Raw genomic sequence first — 15,101 nt, forward strand, 5'->3', positions numbered from 1 at the left:
GGCCCGTTTTCACGTTCCCCGAAGGGAGCTAGAGAATGGCAAAAAAGGATTTCTACGAGGTTCTGGGCATCCAGAAAGGTGCCTCGGCCGAGGAGATCAAGAAGGCCTATCGCGCTAAAGCGAAAGAGCTTCACCCCGACCGTAATAAAGACAATCCGAACGCCGAAGCCCTGTTCAAGGAAGTGAACGAGGCACATGACGTTCTGAAAGATCCCGAAAAGAAAGCGGCTTATGACCGGTATGGTCATGCCGCCTTCGAAGGCGGCATGGGTGGCGGCGGTCGCCCCGGTGCGGGCTATGGCCAGCAGGGCGATTTCGCTTCGGCCTTCTCGGATGTGTTCGAAGATCTGTTCGGCGATTTCATGGGCGGTGGCGGTGGCCGCGCCGGTGGTGGCGGGCGTTCGCGCGCAACCCGTGGCTCGGATCTGCGCTATAACCTGCGCGTGACGCTGGAGGAGGCCTTCAAGGGCGCCCAGAAGCAGATCAACGTTCCGGGGTCCGAGACCTGTGACAGCTGTCATGGCACGGGCGCTGAGGGCGGTGCGGAGCCGCAGACCTGTCCCACCTGTGGTGGCATGGGTAAGGTTCGGGCGCAGAACGGTTTCTTCACCGTAGAACGCACCTGCCCCACCTGTGGTGGCCAAGGTCAGGTGGTAAAAAACCCCTGCCGCAAATGCCACGGTGCAGGCCGGATCGAGAAAGACCGCACGCTTTCGGTCAATATTCCGGCCGGGGTGGAAACCGGCACGCGCATCCGTCTGGCTGGCGAAGGCGAGGCAGGTCTGCGCGGCGGTCCGTCAGGCGACCTCTATATCTTTATCGAGGTCAAGGAGCATGATCTGTTCCAGCGCGACGGGACATCGCTTTTCTGCCGCGTTCCGGTTTCTATGGCCAGTGCCGCGCTGGGAGGCGAGGTTGAAGTGCCAACCATTGACGGCGGTCGCTCGCGGGTCAAAATTCCCGCAGGCAGCCAGTCGGGCCGCCAGATGCGTCTGCGCGCCAAAGGCATGCCCGCTTTGCGCGGGGGGGCGGTTGGCGACATGCTGATCGAGCTGGCGGTGGAAACACCCGTCAACCTGACACCCCGCCAGAAAGAGCTGCTGCGCGAGTTCGAGAAGATCGAGGCCGAGAACAACCCGCAAGGGGCGTCGTTCTTCCGGAAGGTCAAGAGCTTCTGGGACGGGATGACCGGATAAGCCAAAAGCCGCCCTCAGGGGCGGCTTTTTTCATAGGCTGCGGGAATAGCTTCCCGAAAATCCGGCGGAAAGGGCGAAGGCCGAAGCCGACTGGTAATATGTCTTGGAATAGACCATCGAAATCTGATTGCGCTCGGTGACACGTTCGATGCCGACGGCCTCATGTGCCCATGCCGTTTCGGTCGAGACCGAGACATTCAATTCGCCGCTGGCGATCTGCTCTTTCATATCAGCGACAAGAGCCGCTTTCTGACCGGCCCGTGCAAGCGCCTTGCCCTTCTCAAGGAAGGCCATCGCCGCCTCGCTATCCTGCCCCGTCATGGCAAACAGCCGCAACAGGGCCCGCTGGCGCCCCCAGTCGGCCTTGCTTTGCTGCGCATCCAGCATCTGCTCCGCCCGATCCCCGAGCGCCTGATCAATCAGGCTCTGGGTCTCGGCCTCGGTCTCGGCACCAAACATGGCCTGCCGGAAATCCTGCTGCTTTCCTAGAAGTGTATCGGCCTGTTCCAGCGTACCGACATAGGCCACCAATGCCTCGGCGCCCCCTTTGTTCCAGACATGCTGGGCGTCCAGCGTGAGGTCAGCCTGTGTATCCCCTTGCAGCAGGGCCTGCGCCGAAGAGATTTCGGACTGGAGGCGGCTGCGCAGATTGGACAGAAGATCCAACTCCATCTCGGAGGCGGTCATCGGACGCGGAAGCTTTGACTCCACAACCGAGATCTGCGGCCCCTGTGGCGAAGATTTGGAAAGCGTCACCACCGCCACGTCCTGCACCCGCCCGGACTGGCTTTGATAGCCCCGAATCTGGGTTCCCGTCCCAGAATAGATCCCGATCATCTTACCCTTCCTTGCACCCCGACTATTATCCTTCCTTATTCTCGTGAAGAATGTGTAACTGCCCTTAGGTCGATGATGAACATGGCTAACAGGTTAAGCCTTTCTTCACCAAGCCAAGGCAATCTTGCGGCATGACACAGCCACCGAACGCCTTTCACGAAGCCCCTCTGCCGCTTTTCGGTCATCCCGATGAAGCGGTGCCCGCGCGCCCCGTCGGTTGCGCGCCTGCGCGGCAGAATCCGGTGCGCTTGCCATCTTATATCAAGGACCATCGCAAGCGGCTGAGAACCCGCTTCATGGAGGGCGGGGCACAGGCCCTGCCCGATTATGAAATGCTGGAACTGGTGCTGTTTCGCGCCATCCCGCGACAGGATGTCAAGCCGCTCGCCCACCGCCTGATGCAGGCTTTTGGTGACTTCGGGCGGGTGCTGGCCGCGCCGCCGTCACGTCTGGCCGAAATCGAAGGGGTGGGCGAAGCGGTCATCATCGAGTTGAAGGTTGTGGAGGCCGCCGCCCATCGTCTGGCCCGTGCCCGTGTCATGCATCAGCCGGTGCTGTCCTCTTGGGATGCCCTGCTGGATTACTGCCACACCGCAATGGCCCATCGCGAGACCGAACAGTTTCGCGTGCTGTATCTGGACCGGAAAAACACCCTGATCGCGGATGAGGAACAGTCGCGCGGCACGGTGGACCATGTGCCGGTCTATCCGCGCGAGGTGGTGAAACGCGCATTGGAGCTGAATGCCTCGGCGCTGATTCTGGTGCATAACCATCCCTCCGGCGATCCAACCCCGTCAGAGGCAGACCTGACCATGACGGACCAGATCAACCGTGCGGCGGGTGTTCTGGGGCTTGTGCTGCATGACCACCTGATCATCGGCAAAAGCCGTGAACTCAGTTTCCGCGCGGAAGGATATCTGTGATCAGGGCCCGACCTCGGCAAGGTTCGGCAGATCCATCACCACCGCCCCGCCAAGCTGGTCACATTCGGGCATCATCAAGGTCACCGGCATCATCGGGTGCAGCTTGCTTTGATCGGACCATGCGATATTGCCCTCCAGATCCTGATCACAGCTCTCTTTGGTCAGGGCCGCATCAATGGCCAGCCTGGCCTTGGCCAAATCCAGACGGGTCGAATAGACCTCGGCCTGCTGACCGTCTTCCACGCTGGAAAACCGCGTAAGGTAACCCTCCGGTGTGCCATCTGTCGCCGTGTCGCGGGCGCTCAGATGCAATGCGACAGGGCGCGTCCATGACAGAACGACACGGTTCCATTGGGCCGCGTCTGGCTGGTTGATCCCTTCCGAGACCACGCCCCCCGCGCTGGCCACCGTCAGGCGCGTATTGGCAATCATCGCCGGCACGAGCCCCCCCCACTTGCCCTGCGCATCAAGCTGCACGTCGAATTGCAGACCGGGCTGGGTCAGGGTCGCAATGGCACCGGCATGACAGGCATCGGTATAGGCCACCGAAATCATGCCGTTTTCAGCTTTCTCCAGATGCAGAACCGGCTCGCCGCAAGCGCTGGCCTCCGCCAGTTCCAGCGCGGGGCCCTGCGGCGGGGCCACCTGCCGAGCGGGGGCAGGTTCTGTCGTGAAGCTCGCGGTATAAAGGCGATCCTGCGGTAGGGTGGGCACCGGCAGATCAGCCCCCAATGCCCGCGCGGGAGCCGCCCCCAAAGACTGTGCGGCACCAAGCGCACTGACCAGACGGGTCTCGCTGACAGGGCGCGCGATATGCGGAATGGCCGCATCGGCAGGCGACACGCCAAATTGGGCGAAAATCGTATCGGCATGCTGCATGAACTGGCTGCAGGCCACGGCGGTGACACCCGTGGCCAAAATCAAAGAGATTTCCCGCATTTTCTGTTTCATGCTGCTCTGCACCCTACGGCGTCGCGTTTGTCGTTGCTTAACAACATATAACCGAAATGCGGGGCCTGAAAGGCACAGATGTGGCAAGACCATGCCCCAAAAGACCAGAAGGCGGCAAATATGCCACCCCATCAGGACAGCCACCATCAGGGAGATCCGCGAACCACCCGAAAGGCCATTGTCTGGCGTAACCCCGCCCAGCCCGCCGTTTGGGGAAGATCAGGCAGAGAGACCGCAAGCCGCACGTCCACCGCCTGCTGTCCTGTCGCCTTCAGAAACAGGGCGATCCCGTCTGCATCAAGCGGGTAGCTAAAGCGACATTGTTGCGAAGGCAGCAGCGTCGGGGCCGGATAGCTATCCGCTGGCGGCGGCCCATTGAGCATCCAGTCGTCCGCCGGATCCTCCGAGGGAGAATATACTATATCCAGGCCATATTGCGCGATCATCGGGCACGGAAAGCGCACGCCTCTGTCCCCTATATTTTCAAAGACGACATCGATGGATTTCCGCGACACATCCGCCAGCCGGTTCGGGCGGGTCGGGGAAACGCCCTCGATCCGGACCTCCATCCGTATAGCCTGCGCAGCGGCAGCGGAGGCCATCGGAAGACAGACGGCAAGCAGCCATGATGCAAGGCAGAGGCGTCGCAAATCGTGCTCCAGACAAGGCCGTATGTGCCGAGATGGGCCGCAATTCGGCGCGACCCCGAATGCAAAAGGGGCACCTTCCGGTGCCCCATCCACCTACCGCAGACGATTGTGCGCCTGTGGCCTGCAAGCAGCGCCTTACAGCTTACCGTGGCAATGCTTGAATTTCAGCCCCGACCCGCACGGGCAAGGGTCATTCCGGCCCGGTTCGCCCCAAGTGGCAGGATCGTTCTCGTCGAAACCCGGACGGGTCTCGCCTACGACCTCGATCCGGGGGGGCTCTTCCGGCATGCTGTGTTGCTCCGGCTCGGGCTGCTCCTCGTTGCGGGCACTATACATCTGCGCCTGCAGGGCCTCGCGCTCGGCCTCGGTGAGCGGGCGGATCTGCGCAAGGCGCTGGGTCACATCCACACGCAACCCGTCAAGAAGGGCCTCGAACAGCTGGAAGCTTTCGGTTTTATACTCCGAGAGCGGATCGCGCTGCGCATAGCCACGGAAGCCGATCACCGAACGCAGATGCTCCAGCTTCACCAGATGCTCGCGCCATTTGGTATCGACCGTTTGCAGCAGGATCTGCTTTTCGATCGTGCGCATGACCTCGGGGCCGAAGGCGGCTTCCTTCTCTGCCATATAGGCGTCGGAGGCCTCCTCGATGCGTTCCAGCATGACCTCCTGATCGACGCCCTCTTCCTGCGACCAGTCCGCCAGCGGCAGGCTGAGGTTCAGACCCTCTTGGATCGCGGCCGCAAGCCCTTCGATATCCCATTGGTCAACATAGGATTTCGGCGGCAGATACTGATCCACCAGATCATCGATCACCTGATGGCGCATATCGGCGGCGATCTCGTCTACGTCACGGCTATCCATGATCTCGCGACGCTGGTTGAAGATCGCCTTACGCTGATCGTTCATCACATCGTCGAATTTCAAAAGCTGCTTGCGGATGTCGAAGTTACGACCCTCGACCTTGGCCTGCGCGCGCTCCAGAGACTTGTTCACCCACGGGTGGATGATCGCCTCGCCCTCTTTCATGCCAAGCTTGGACAGAACATTTTCAAGCTTGTCGGACCCGAAGATCCGCATCAGGTCATCTTCCAGCGACAGGAAGAACAGCGAGCGCCCCGGATCCCCCTGACGGCCCGAACGACCGCGCAGCTGGTTGTCGATACGACGCGATTCATGGCGCTCGGTCGCCAGAACGAACAGCCCGCCCGCCTCCAGAACCTTCTGCTTTTCTTCGGCAGTGGCCGCTTCGATACGGGCGCGCACCTCTTCGGGATCCGCCTCCGGATCGCGTGCCAGCTCTTCCTGCACGCGCATTTCCACATTGCCGCCCAGCTGGATGTCGGTCCCGCGACCGGCCATGTTGGTGGCAATGGTCACAGCCCCCAGACGACCGGCATCCCCCACGATCTGGGCTTCCTGTTCGTGCTGGCGGGCATTGAGGACGTTATGCGTGATACCGGCCTGCGTCAGCAGATGTGACAGCATCTCGGATTTCTCGATCGAGGTGGTGCCGACAAGAATGGGCTGCCCCTTCTCATGCGCCTCGCGGATGGCCTCGATCACGGCCTGATATTTTTCCATCGCGGTGCGATAGACGCGGTCGTGCTCGTCGATCCGCTGCACGGGGCGGTTGGTCGGCACTTCGACCACGCCCAGCTTGTAGATTTCGGCAAATTCCTCGGCCTCGGTCGAGGCGGTGCCGGTCATGCCGGCCAGCTTCTCGTAGAGGCGGAAATAGTTCTGGAAGGTCACCGAGGCCAGCGTGACGTTTTCGGGCTGCACCTGCACCCCCTCTTTCGCCTCGATCGCCTGATGCAGGCCGTCGGACAGACGGCGGCCCTTCATGGCGCGGCCGGTATGTTCGTCGATCAGCACGATCTCGCCATTGGCCACGACGTAATTATCGTCTTTGTTGAACAGCTTATGCGCACGCAGAGCCTGCGTGACATGGTGCACCAGCGTGGTCGATTCCGGATCGTAAAGCGACTGGCCCTCGGGCAGGATGCCCTCGGCCTGAAGGCGCTGCTCCAGATATTCGTTGCCCTCTTCGGTGAAGGTCGCATTCCGCGCCTTCTCGTCGATGGTGTAATGCTCTTCGGTCAGCTCGGGGATATATTTGTTGAGCGTATTATACAGCTCGGTACGATCCTCGGCAGGGCCAGAGATGATCAGCGGCGTGCGGGCCTCGTCGATCAGGATCGAATCGACCTCGTCGACAATCGCGAAGAAATGCCCGCGCTGCGCCATTTCCTCGACCGAGCCCTTCATATTGTCGCGCAGATAGTCGAACCCAAGCTCGTTATTGGTCGCATAGGTGATATCTGCCTGATAGGCCGCCTTTTTCTCGGCATCGGGCTGGAAGGGCACAACAACGCCGGTGCTCAGCCCGAGCGCGCCATAGACTTTCGACATCCACTCCGCATCACGGCGGGCGAGATAGTCGTTCACCGTCACCACATGCACGCCCTTACCGGCCAGCGCATTCAGATAGACGGGGAAAGTGGCCATAAGGGTTTTGCCCTCGCCGGTCTTCATTTCGGCAATCTGCCCCTGATGCAGGAAGATGCCCGCCATCAGCTGCACATCAAAGGCGCGCAGCCCCAGTGCACGGCGTGCCGCCTCGCGGCAATTCGCAAAGGCTTCGGGCAGAAGATCATCAAGGCTTTCGCCCTGCTCTTGCACACGCCGTTGGAATTCATGTGTTTTTTCGATCAGACCCTGATCTGTCAGGGCCGCAAACTCTTCCTCGAGCGCGTTGATCTTCGCCACCAGAGGACGAACAGATTTTACCTTGCGGTCATTCGGCGTGCCGAAAACCTTTTTCGCGAGTGTTCCGAGGCCGAGCATGACTTCTCCGCAATTGGACTGACCAAATCGTGTGTGGGGCCACCCTTGCCGCGCCATTCGGGCCTGCCTAAAAAGCATGCGAGAAAGGGCACAAAGGGCCTTTTTGACCCTTGGCGATGTAAGGGTCGACTGTCAGAGTGTCAACGCCGCGAAGGAATGCGGCAGTGAAGGAGTGGCCAAGATGCCGAAACTGACGAAACTTCTGGGGACCGCAGCCGTGGTTGCGATGATGGCTGCGGGCGCACAGGCGCAAGACAGCACCCCCGCAGCGCCGGCGGCCGACAAAGCGGCCCCTGCGGCTGCCAAAGACTACCGCAAGGATGTGAATGCCGACACGGTGGTGGCCACCGTAAACGGCAAGGATATCACCGTAGGCCAGATGCAGATCGTGCGCGACAGCCTGCCGCCGCAATATCTGCAACTTGATGATGCAACGCTGTTCAAGGGCATCCTTGACCAGCTTGTGCAGCAGACCGCTCTTTCGGAAATCGGCGAAGGCCGCAAGACCAAGCGCGATGACGTTGCCCTTGAAGTGCAGCGCCGTGCCTATCTGGCAGGGTCGATGCTGGAATATACGGCAAATCGTGCCGCGTCCGATGATGCAGTCCAGAAAGCCTATGCGGCAAAATATAACGCCGACAATCCGGTGACCGAATATCACGCCGCCCATATCATCGTGCCGACCGAAGAGAAGGCCAAAGAGATCAAGAAAAAGCTGGATGACGGCGCGGATTTCGCCGAGCTGGCCAAAGCCAATAGTCAGGATGGCGCAGCCGAGAATGGCGGCGATCTGGGCTGGTTCTCGCTGGATGCGATGGTGCAGCCCTTTGCCGATGCCGTCGCCAAGATGAAGGATGACGAGGTTTCCGACCCCGTGCAGACCGAATATGGCTGGCATATCATCAAACGCGAAGGCACCCGCATTGCCGATGCGCCGAAAATCGACGATGTCCGGGCCGAGCTGGAAGACGATCTGCGTCAGAAAGCGGTTGAGGATCGCGTGAAGGAAACAGTTGACGCCGCAGATGTGAAGCGGATGGACGGCGACATTGATCCTGCTATCCTGAAGAACGACACGTTGTTCGGCCAATAAGGCCGAAACATGGAAGGGGATGGCGCATGCCTGGGAAGAAGAAGACCATCAAGCGGTACGCACGCCGCGTCGACAAGCTTGAAAGCAAGGTCAAGAAACTCAAAGCGAGACTGAAGACCGGCGGGGTCGGAGCCGAGATCGCTCCGGCAAAGTCGGCGATGGTTTCGCCTTTTGCTCCGGCACGCTTCCCCGACCTGCCTGAAATTGACGGCGTCCGCTTTGCCTCTGCAGCGGCGGGCGTCAAATATGCGGGCCGCACCGATGTGATGCTGGCCGAGATCTGCCCCGGTGCGGCGCTTGCGGGCGTCTTCACCAAATCCTCGACCCGCGCGGCCTGTGTGCTGGACAATCAGGCCAAGCTGGCGGGCAATCCGGTTTCGGATCAGGGCGCGGCCATTCTGGTGAACTCGGGCAACGCCAATGCGTTTACCGGCGCCAATGGTCAGGCCTCGGTCGATGCGATCTCGGGCAAAGTGGCCGAAACGCTGGGGCTTCCGGCCTCGCGCGTGTTCACCTCTTCGACCGGCGTGATCGGCGAGCCGCTGCCGCATGAGCGTATCACCAATGTGCTGGGCGAACTGAAGACCAAGCTCAGCCCCGCCTCGATTTCCGATGCCGCCCGCGCCATCATGACCACCGACACCTTCCCCAAAGGCGCCTGCGCGACCGTGGCGGGCGAAGGCGGCGAGATCAAGATCGCCGGTATCGCCAAGGGCTCGGGGATGATCGCGCCGAATATGGCGACGATGCTGGTCTATATCTTCACCGATGCCTCCATCGCACCCGACCTGCTGCAAAAGCTGCTGTCGTGGCAGGTGGATGATACGTTCAACGCAATCACCGTTGATAGCGACACCTCGACCTCGGATGCGCTGATCCTTGCGGCCACCGGCAAATCGCCCGCGGCTCCGCTGATCGAGGGCAGCGACGCCGCGATTGCCTTTGAAAAGGCCCTGCGTGCCGTGATGACCGATCTGGCCAAGCAGGTCGTGATGGATGGCGAAGGTGCCACGAAATTTGTCGAAGTGCAGGTGACGGGCGCACAGACAACGGCCGATGCCCATACCATCGCCATGTCCATCGCCAATTCGCCGCTGGTGAAAACCGCGATTGCGGGCGAGGATGCAAATTGGGGCCGCGTCGTGGCCGCTGTGGGCAAATCCGGCGCCTATGCCGAACGCGACCTGCTGACGATCCGGTTTGGCGATATCGTGGTGGCCGAAAAAGGTTGGCGCAATCCCGATTATTCGGAAGAGGCGACCTCGGCCTATATGAAACAGGCCGAGCTGGTGATCGGGGTGGATCTGGGCTTGGGCGAGGCGTCAAAAACCGTCTGGACCTGTGATCTGACCCATCGCTATATCGACATCAACGCGGATTACCGCTCGTGACCAAGAAGATCGTTCTTGTCTCGGCGGTTGCCCTGATCGACCCCGACGGGCGCGTGCTTCTGGCGCAGCGCCCCGAGGGCAAATCGATGGCGGGGCTATGGGAGTTTCCGGGCGGCAAGGTCGAAGCGGGCGAGACCCCCGAGGCCTGCCTGATCCGCGAGCTGAAGGAAGAGCTCGGGATCGACACCTGGGCGAGCTGTCTGGCGCCGCTGACTTTTGCCAGCCACAGCTATGACGGTTTCCATCTGTTGATGCCGCTCTTTGCCTGCCGCAGATGGGAAGGCATCCCTGCCCCGCGCGAAGGCCAGACGCTGACATGGGCGCGGGCGAAGGAACTTACGGATTATCCGATGCCGCCCGCCGATATCCCGCTGATACCCATGTTGCGGGACTGGCTTTAGGTTGAAAAAATATTCTTGATTCGTGTTTAGGGCGCCCTATCTGGGCGCCTTTTACATTCAATGACGGCAATATAGGCAGTTTTTCTGCCGGACTGTCGACAAAATTTCAAAACTGCCTGCATTTAAGAAATAATTCACCCTACCTCGCCTTTTTTCTTTGCAATTTTATGACAATCCTGTTTTATAAAGATATCGGATTAATCAGGATCCGGATCATCTTCTAAGGGAGGTCCTTATGCTTCGTACTATCACCGTTGGCAGCTCGGTTTCGATCCAAGGCATCTACCAAGGCAAACTGGCAGACGGCAAAATCACCGTCCGCGTTGGCGAAGAGCTTTACACCGGTCGTCCGGTTACCCGCTGAACTCTCGGGCGTCCCACGGCGCGCAGGGGAGGGCGTGCCGGAAGGTTGATGCCTGATACCATCAGCAGGTAAAAGAAAGAGGCCCTTCGGGGCCTCTTTTTTATGCCCCCGCTCGGGGGGATGTCCCGACTCTGGGCGCGGTAACCTGCGGCACGAAAGGGATTACTCCCCTTCGGTAAACTGCAACCGTGCCAGCTCTGCATAAAGCCCGCCCTCGGCCACAAGGCTTTCGTGAGTGCCCTGTGCCACGATCCGGCCCTGATCGAAAACCACGATACGGTCGGCTTTTTTCACGGTCGCCAGACGGTGCGCGATGATGATGGTGGTGCGATCCTGTGCCAGTTGCTCGACCGCCGCCTGCACCGCCCGCTCCGAAGCGGCATCCAGTGCCGATGTCGCCTCGTCCAGAAGCAGGATCGGTGCATCCCGCAGCATGGCGCGCGCAATCGCTACGCGCTGCTTCTGCCCGCCCGACAACATCACGCCACGCTCGCCGACATAGGTCTCAAGCCCGTCCGGTAGCGCCTGCAGGAAGTCCAGCGCATGGGCGGCACGGGCCGCAGCCTCGACCTCGGCATCGCTGGCCTCGGGACGGCCAAAACGGATATTCTCGCGCGCAGAAGCCGCAAAAATCACCGGATCTTGCGGGACAAGCGCGATGGACTGACGGAAATCGGCCCGTGCCATCTGCCGTAGATCCACCCCGTCAATCGACACAGCCCCCGTTTCAGGGTCCCAGAACCTCTGGATCAACTGGATGATCGTCGTCTTCCCTGCCCCTGAAGGCCCGACAAGCGCCACCGTCTCCCCCGCCGCGATCTCCAGCGTCACATGATCCAGCGCCGAAGTGTCAGGACGCGAGGGATAGTGGAAACTGACATCGGCAAAGCTGATCGCCCCCTTGGCCGGACGCGGCAAGGCCATCGGCGTCTCGGGGTCCTCCAGATTGTCCTTGGTCTGCAAAAGCTCGATCAGGCGCTCTGTCGCCCCTGCCGCACGCTGCAACTCGCCCCAGATTTCCGAAAGCGCCCCGACCGAGCCTGCGACCATCACCGCATAGATGACGAACTGCACCAGCTCACCGACCGACATGATATCGTTGCGCACATCGCGCGCGCCCACCCACAAAACGCCGACCACACCGGAAAAGATCAGGAAGATCACAATTACGGTCATCATGGCGCGTGTGCGGATCCGGCGGTTGGCGGTGCTATAACTTTTTTCGGTCACATCGCGGAACCTGTCGCGAGTGCGGGTTTCATGGGTAAAGGCCTGAATGGTCTGCGCCGAAAGCAGCGCCTCGGAGGCCGATCCCGAAGAGCTTGCGATCCAGTCCTGATTTTCACGCGACAACCCGCGCAACCGCCGCCCCAAGACAATAATCGGCACGATCACCGCCGGAACGATCAGCAGCACCAGTCCCGTCAGCTTGGCGGAGGTCACCAGAAGCATGACCATCCCACCAACGAAAATCAGGAAATTCCGCAGCGCCACCGAAACCGAAGAACCGATCACAGAGAGAATCAGCGTCGTATCGGTGGTGATGCGCGAAATGATCTCGCCGGTCAGGATTTTCTCGAAAAAGGCGGGCGACATGGCGATGACACGGTCGAACACCGCCATACGGATATCGGCCACAACCCGCTCGCCAAAGCGGGTCACCAAATAGTAACGCGCGCCCGTCCCGATCGCCAGAAGCGCGGTAATCACCAGTGCCGCACCGAAATATTCGTCCAGCAGGGCCGCGCCGCTGTTGAACCCGTCAACCACACGGCGCACCGCAATCGGCAGCACCAGCGATACCGAGGCTGTCAGCACCAAAGCCAGAAGAGCCGAAACAGCTAGGCCGCGATAGGGCCGCAAGAAGGGCCAGAGGCCTCGCAATGCGCCAACCCGTTTCGTTGTCGGGCGATCTTCCGTCGTGGTCTTTGATCTACGCACTATAAGGCCTCCTGTTTTCTGCGGTTTAGGCAGCCAAATCCTCTCGGGCAAGGCTCGAATGGCCTTTAACGACTAAGGTTTCATGACTGTGAAGCGGAAAAACCGGTTTCTCCGGCCAAATCCGCGACATTGCGGCGCCAGCGCACCGCGCCCCCAACGGGCGCACCCCCGAACTTCGGGCCTCTCGCGGGGACCGGCGCGAGGCCTGCCTGCACATAGTCAAATCCGTTTGGAGCCCTCTTCTGAAAGGGCCAAACGTGCCAACCTGTATCAGGCCAGCGCCGATCACGACCAAGTGGGAAAGAAATTGGGTGGGTAAAACAAAAAACCCGCTTAACCTGTTGAGGTTAAGCGGGTTTTTTTGGATTGGTGCCCAGAAGAGGACTCGAACCTCCACGCCTTGCGGCACACGGACCTGAACCGTGCGCGTCTACCAATTCCGCCATCTGGGCGTTCCTGCTTGACTGCGTCTTTCGCTGCAGCGCCGCTGGTGTGAAGAGGCTTCTACGGTGAGAGCAAAGCACCGTCAATAGGAAATTTTCATTTTTTTCGCCGAGAACGAAGGAATGCCGCTGGCCCCTTGTCCCGCAAGAGGTAAATCGGTAATCAGGAAGGGAAAAATTGCAAGGGGGAGGCCCAGCCAATGGCGAAACTTGTGACGATCTATGGCGGTTCTGGTTTTGTAGGGCGCTATATTGCCCGCCGCCTTGCAAAAGACGGATGGCGTATCCGGATTGCCGTGCGCCGCCCGAACGAGGCGCTTTTCACCAAGCCTTATGGCGCGGTTGGTCAGGTAGAGCCGGTTTTCTGCAACATCCGTGATGACGCGTCGGTGCGCGCCGCGATGATCGGCGCAGATGCGGTTGTGAACTGCGTTGGCATCCTGTGCACCACGGGCAAGAACAGCTTCAATGCCGTGCAAGCCGAGGGTGCAGGACGTGTGGCACGGATTGCCGCAGAGCTTGGCGTGCAGAATCTCGTACATCTCTCGGCCATCGGAGCAGATGCCAAAGCCGCAAGCGCCTATGCGCGCAGCAAGGCTGAAGGCGAAGCCGCCGTTCTGGAGCATTTCCCGGAAGCGATGATCTTGCGCCCCTCGGTTCTGTTCGGGACGGAAGACGGGTTCTTCAACAAATTCGCAGCCATGAGCCGCTTCTCCTTCATTCTACCGATCACCGGCGGCAAGACCAAATTCCAGCCGGTCTGGGTGGATGATGTGGCCGCCGCAGCGGTGATGGGGGTCGAGGGCAAGGCCAAGGGCACCTACGAGCTGGGCGGCCCCGATCAGGCCAGCCTGAGCGATCTTCTGAAAACCATGCTGGGCGTGATCAATCGCAAACGTACGATCTTCAACATGCCTTTCGGTCTGGCCTCTCTGGTGGCGGGACTGTTCGATCTGCTACAGACGCTGACCGGCGGTTTGTTCAGCAACACGCTTCTGACTCGTGATCAGGTGAAAAATCTGAAGAAGGACAATATCGTTTCGGAAGACGCGCGAAGCTTTGCTCAACTCCAGATCACACCTACGGCAATGAACGCAATCATGGCGGGTTACCTCTGGCGCTTCCGTCCGCATGGACAGTATGAAGAGATTCAAGCTTCTGCAAAAAATCTAAAACGGTCCTGATCTCATGAATGATACCCTCTCCGCCGCAATACTTGGATTTGTAGAGGGTCTCACTGAGTTCCTCCCCGTTTCGTCCACGGGGCATGTGCTGATTGTCGGGGAAATGCTTGATTTCCACTCGACAGGGCATGCTTTCGAAGTTGTGATCCAGCTTGGCGCGATCATCGCCATTCTTGGCGTCTATGCCAAGAAGCTGTTCGAGGTCTTCACCGCCGCGCCCCATGACCCTCAGGCGCGGCGCTTCATCCTCAGCGTCCTTATCGCTTTCCTGCCTGCCGTTTTCATTGGCATTCTCGCGCATGATTTCATCAAACGCGTGCTCTTCGATTCTCCGCTAATCATCGCCACCAGCCTTATTCTGGGCGGCATCGTGCTGATTGTGATCGACCGTATGGACCTTCACCCCAAACATGACGACGCCATGAAAATCCCGCTGGGCAAGGCGCTTGCCATCGGCTTCATCCAATGTCTGGCCATGATTCCAGGGACTTCGCGTTCGGGCTCGACCATTGTGGGAGCCATGTTGATGGGCGTATCCAAACGTGCCGCCGCCGAGTTCAGCTTTTTCCTGTCGATGCCGACGATGGCCGGTGCCTTTGCCTACGACCTTTACAAAAACTACGATCTGTTGAACGCTGACGATATGACGCTCATCGTCATCGGCTTTGTTATGGCGTTCATCTCTGCAGTCATCGTCGTCCGCCACCTGCTCGACTTCATTTCGCGCCACGGCTACGCGATTTTCGGCTATTGGCGGATCCTCGTCGGCCTTGCGATCTTTGGATATTTTGCCATCGCGCGCTAACTAAGTAACGAAAGCTGACCTAATTCGCCGCATTTTTTATTGTGAATCTTCTCAAAACACGAAAAAAGCGAT

General features: G+C 59.9%; 13 protein-coding genes and 1 tRNA gene. 8 read left to right on the plus strand and 6 right to left on the minus strand.

Features of this window, described 5'->3' with window-relative positions; genetic code table 11:
- Nucleotides 1–35 precede the first annotated feature (35 nt).
- Entirely contained in the window at nucleotides 36–1,196 is a 1,161-nt protein-coding gene (dnaJ, locus tag RPE78_RS05725) for a molecular chaperone DnaJ (protein WP_406721473.1), read from the plus strand.
- A 30-nt stretch (nucleotides 1,197–1,226) separates the two neighbouring features.
- On the opposite strand, the gene RPE78_RS05730 is transcribed toward dnaJ, so the two are convergent.
- Nucleotides 1,227–2,033, minus strand: coding sequence for a hypothetical protein (locus RPE78_RS05730; RefSeq protein WP_406721474.1), 807 nt, complete (start codon nucleotides 2,031–2,033; stop codon nucleotides 1,227–1,229).
- A gap of 131 nt (nucleotides 2,034–2,164) precedes the next feature.
- Here RPE78_RS05730 and radC point away from each other — a divergent pair, with 131 nt between their 5' ends.
- Complete coding sequence (gene radC / locus RPE78_RS05735; protein ID WP_406721475.1) at nucleotides 2,165–2,956, plus strand: DNA repair protein RadC; 792 nt, start codon at nucleotides 2,165–2,167, stop codon at nucleotides 2,954–2,956.
- Here radC and RPE78_RS05740 read toward each other — a convergent pair whose 3' ends face one another.
- From RPE78_RS05740 to secA, 3 genes are all read right to left on the minus strand, one after another.
- Nucleotides 2,957–3,907: a hypothetical protein gene (locus tag RPE78_RS05740; protein WP_339108508.1), complete on the minus strand. Its 951-nt coding sequence runs from the start codon at nucleotides 3,905–3,907 to the stop codon at nucleotides 2,957–2,959.
- A gap of 146 nt (nucleotides 3,908–4,053) precedes the next feature.
- The gene (locus tag RPE78_RS05745) at nucleotides 4,054–4,476 is read right to left on the minus strand and encodes a hypothetical protein (protein WP_406721476.1); all 423 of its coding nucleotides are present in this window, start codon (nucleotides 4,474–4,476) and stop codon (nucleotides 4,054–4,056) included.
- A 216-nt stretch (nucleotides 4,477–4,692) separates the two neighbouring features.
- Nucleotides 4,693–7,407, minus strand: a complete 2,715-nt coding sequence (gene secA / locus RPE78_RS05750) for a preprotein translocase subunit SecA (protein WP_339108510.1) — start codon at nucleotides 7,405–7,407, stop codon at nucleotides 4,693–4,695.
- A gap of 181 nt (nucleotides 7,408–7,588) precedes the next feature.
- On the opposite strand from secA, the gene RPE78_RS05755 reads away from it, so the two are divergent.
- From RPE78_RS05755 to RPE78_RS05770, 4 genes are all read left to right on the plus strand, one after another.
- Nucleotides 7,589–8,500: a peptidylprolyl isomerase gene (locus RPE78_RS05755; RefSeq protein WP_406721477.1), complete on the plus strand. Its 912-nt coding sequence runs from the start codon at nucleotides 7,589–7,591 to the stop codon at nucleotides 8,498–8,500.
- Between the two features lie 26 nt (nucleotides 8,501–8,526).
- Nucleotides 8,527–9,891 (plus strand): bifunctional glutamate N-acetyltransferase/amino-acid acetyltransferase ArgJ, encoded by a 1,365-nt coding sequence (argJ, locus tag RPE78_RS05760; protein ID WP_406721479.1) that lies wholly within the window; start codon nucleotides 8,527–8,529, stop codon nucleotides 9,889–9,891.
- The gene (gene mutT, locus RPE78_RS05765; protein ID WP_406721480.1) at nucleotides 9,888–10,292 is read left to right on the plus strand and encodes an 8-oxo-dGTP diphosphatase MutT; all 405 of its coding nucleotides are present in this window, start codon (nucleotides 9,888–9,890) and stop codon (nucleotides 10,290–10,292) included. Before argJ ends, mutT begins: the two co-directional genes overlap by 4 nt.
- Before the next feature lie 235 nt (nucleotides 10,293–10,527).
- The gene (locus tag RPE78_RS05770; protein ID WP_339108514.1) at nucleotides 10,528–10,656 is read left to right on the plus strand and encodes a hypothetical protein; all 129 of its coding nucleotides are present in this window, start codon (nucleotides 10,528–10,530) and stop codon (nucleotides 10,654–10,656) included.
- Nucleotides 10,657–10,818: 162 nt separating this feature from the next.
- Here the strand turns inward: RPE78_RS05770 and RPE78_RS05775 are convergent, their stop codons facing one another.
- Nucleotides 10,819–12,600 (minus strand): ABC transporter transmembrane domain-containing protein, encoded by a 1,782-nt coding sequence (locus RPE78_RS05775; RefSeq protein ID WP_406721619.1) that lies wholly within the window; start codon nucleotides 12,598–12,600, stop codon nucleotides 10,819–10,821.
- A gap of 364 nt (nucleotides 12,601–12,964) precedes the next feature.
- Nucleotides 12,965–13,049: transfer RNA gene (locus RPE78_RS05780), tRNA-Leu, on the minus strand.
- A 191-nt stretch (nucleotides 13,050–13,240) separates the two neighbouring features.
- Here RPE78_RS05780 and RPE78_RS05785 point away from each other — a divergent pair.
- Both RPE78_RS05785 and RPE78_RS05790 read left to right on the plus strand, forming a co-directional pair.
- Entirely contained in the window at nucleotides 13,241–14,224 is a 984-nt protein-coding gene (locus RPE78_RS05785) for a complex I NDUFA9 subunit family protein (RefSeq protein WP_339108515.1), read from the plus strand.
- Nucleotides 14,225–14,228: 4 nt separating this feature from the next.
- Nucleotides 14,229–15,029 carry an undecaprenyl-diphosphate phosphatase gene (locus tag RPE78_RS05790; RefSeq protein ID WP_339108516.1) on the plus strand — a complete coding sequence of 267 codons (801 nt, stop codon included), beginning with the start codon at nucleotides 14,229–14,231 and terminating at the stop codon, nucleotides 15,027–15,029.
- The last annotated feature ends 72 nt before the right edge of the window (nucleotides 15,030–15,101 follow it).

The sequence above is a fragment of the Thioclava litoralis genome (assembly GCF_045278885.1).
In the GTDB taxonomy this organism is placed as follows: Bacteria; Pseudomonadota; Alphaproteobacteria; order Rhodobacterales; family Rhodobacteraceae; genus Thioclava; species Thioclava litoralis.

Excerpts from the sequence above, each read along its gene's own strand:
- dnaJ (WP_406721473.1), top strand. The coding sequence starts at position 36 with ATGGCAAAAAAGGATTTCTACGAGGTTCTGGGCATCCAGAAAGGTGCC.
- RPE78_RS05730 (WP_406721474.1), bottom strand. The coding sequence starts at position 2,033 with ATGATCGGGATCTATTCTGGGACGGGAACCCAGATTCGGGGCTATCAA.
- radC (WP_406721475.1), top strand. The coding sequence starts at position 2,165 with ATGACACAGCCACCGAACGCCTTTCACGAAGCCCCTCTGCCGCTTTTC.
- RPE78_RS05740 (WP_339108508.1), bottom strand. The coding sequence starts at position 3,907 with ATGAAACAGAAAATGCGGGAAATCTCTTTGATTTTGGCCACGGGTGTC.
- RPE78_RS05745 (WP_406721476.1), bottom strand. The coding sequence starts at position 4,476 with ATGGAGGTCCGGATCGAGGGCGTTTCCCCGACCCGCCCGAACCGGCTG.
- secA (WP_339108510.1), bottom strand. The coding sequence starts at position 7,407 with ATGCTCGGCCTCGGAACACTCGCGAAAAAGGTTTTCGGCACGCCGAAT.
- RPE78_RS05755 (WP_406721477.1), top strand. The coding sequence starts at position 7,589 with ATGCCGAAACTGACGAAACTTCTGGGGACCGCAGCCGTGGTTGCGATG.
- argJ (WP_406721479.1), top strand. The coding sequence starts at position 8,527 with ATGCCTGGGAAGAAGAAGACCATCAAGCGGTACGCACGCCGCGTCGAC.
- RPE78_RS05770 (WP_339108514.1), top strand. The coding sequence starts at position 10,528 with ATGCTTCGTACTATCACCGTTGGCAGCTCGGTTTCGATCCAAGGCATC.
- RPE78_RS05785 (WP_339108515.1), top strand. The coding sequence starts at position 13,241 with ATGGCGAAACTTGTGACGATCTATGGCGGTTCTGGTTTTGTAGGGCGC.
- RPE78_RS05790 (WP_339108516.1), top strand. The coding sequence starts at position 14,229 with ATGAATGATACCCTCTCCGCCGCAATACTTGGATTTGTAGAGGGTCTC.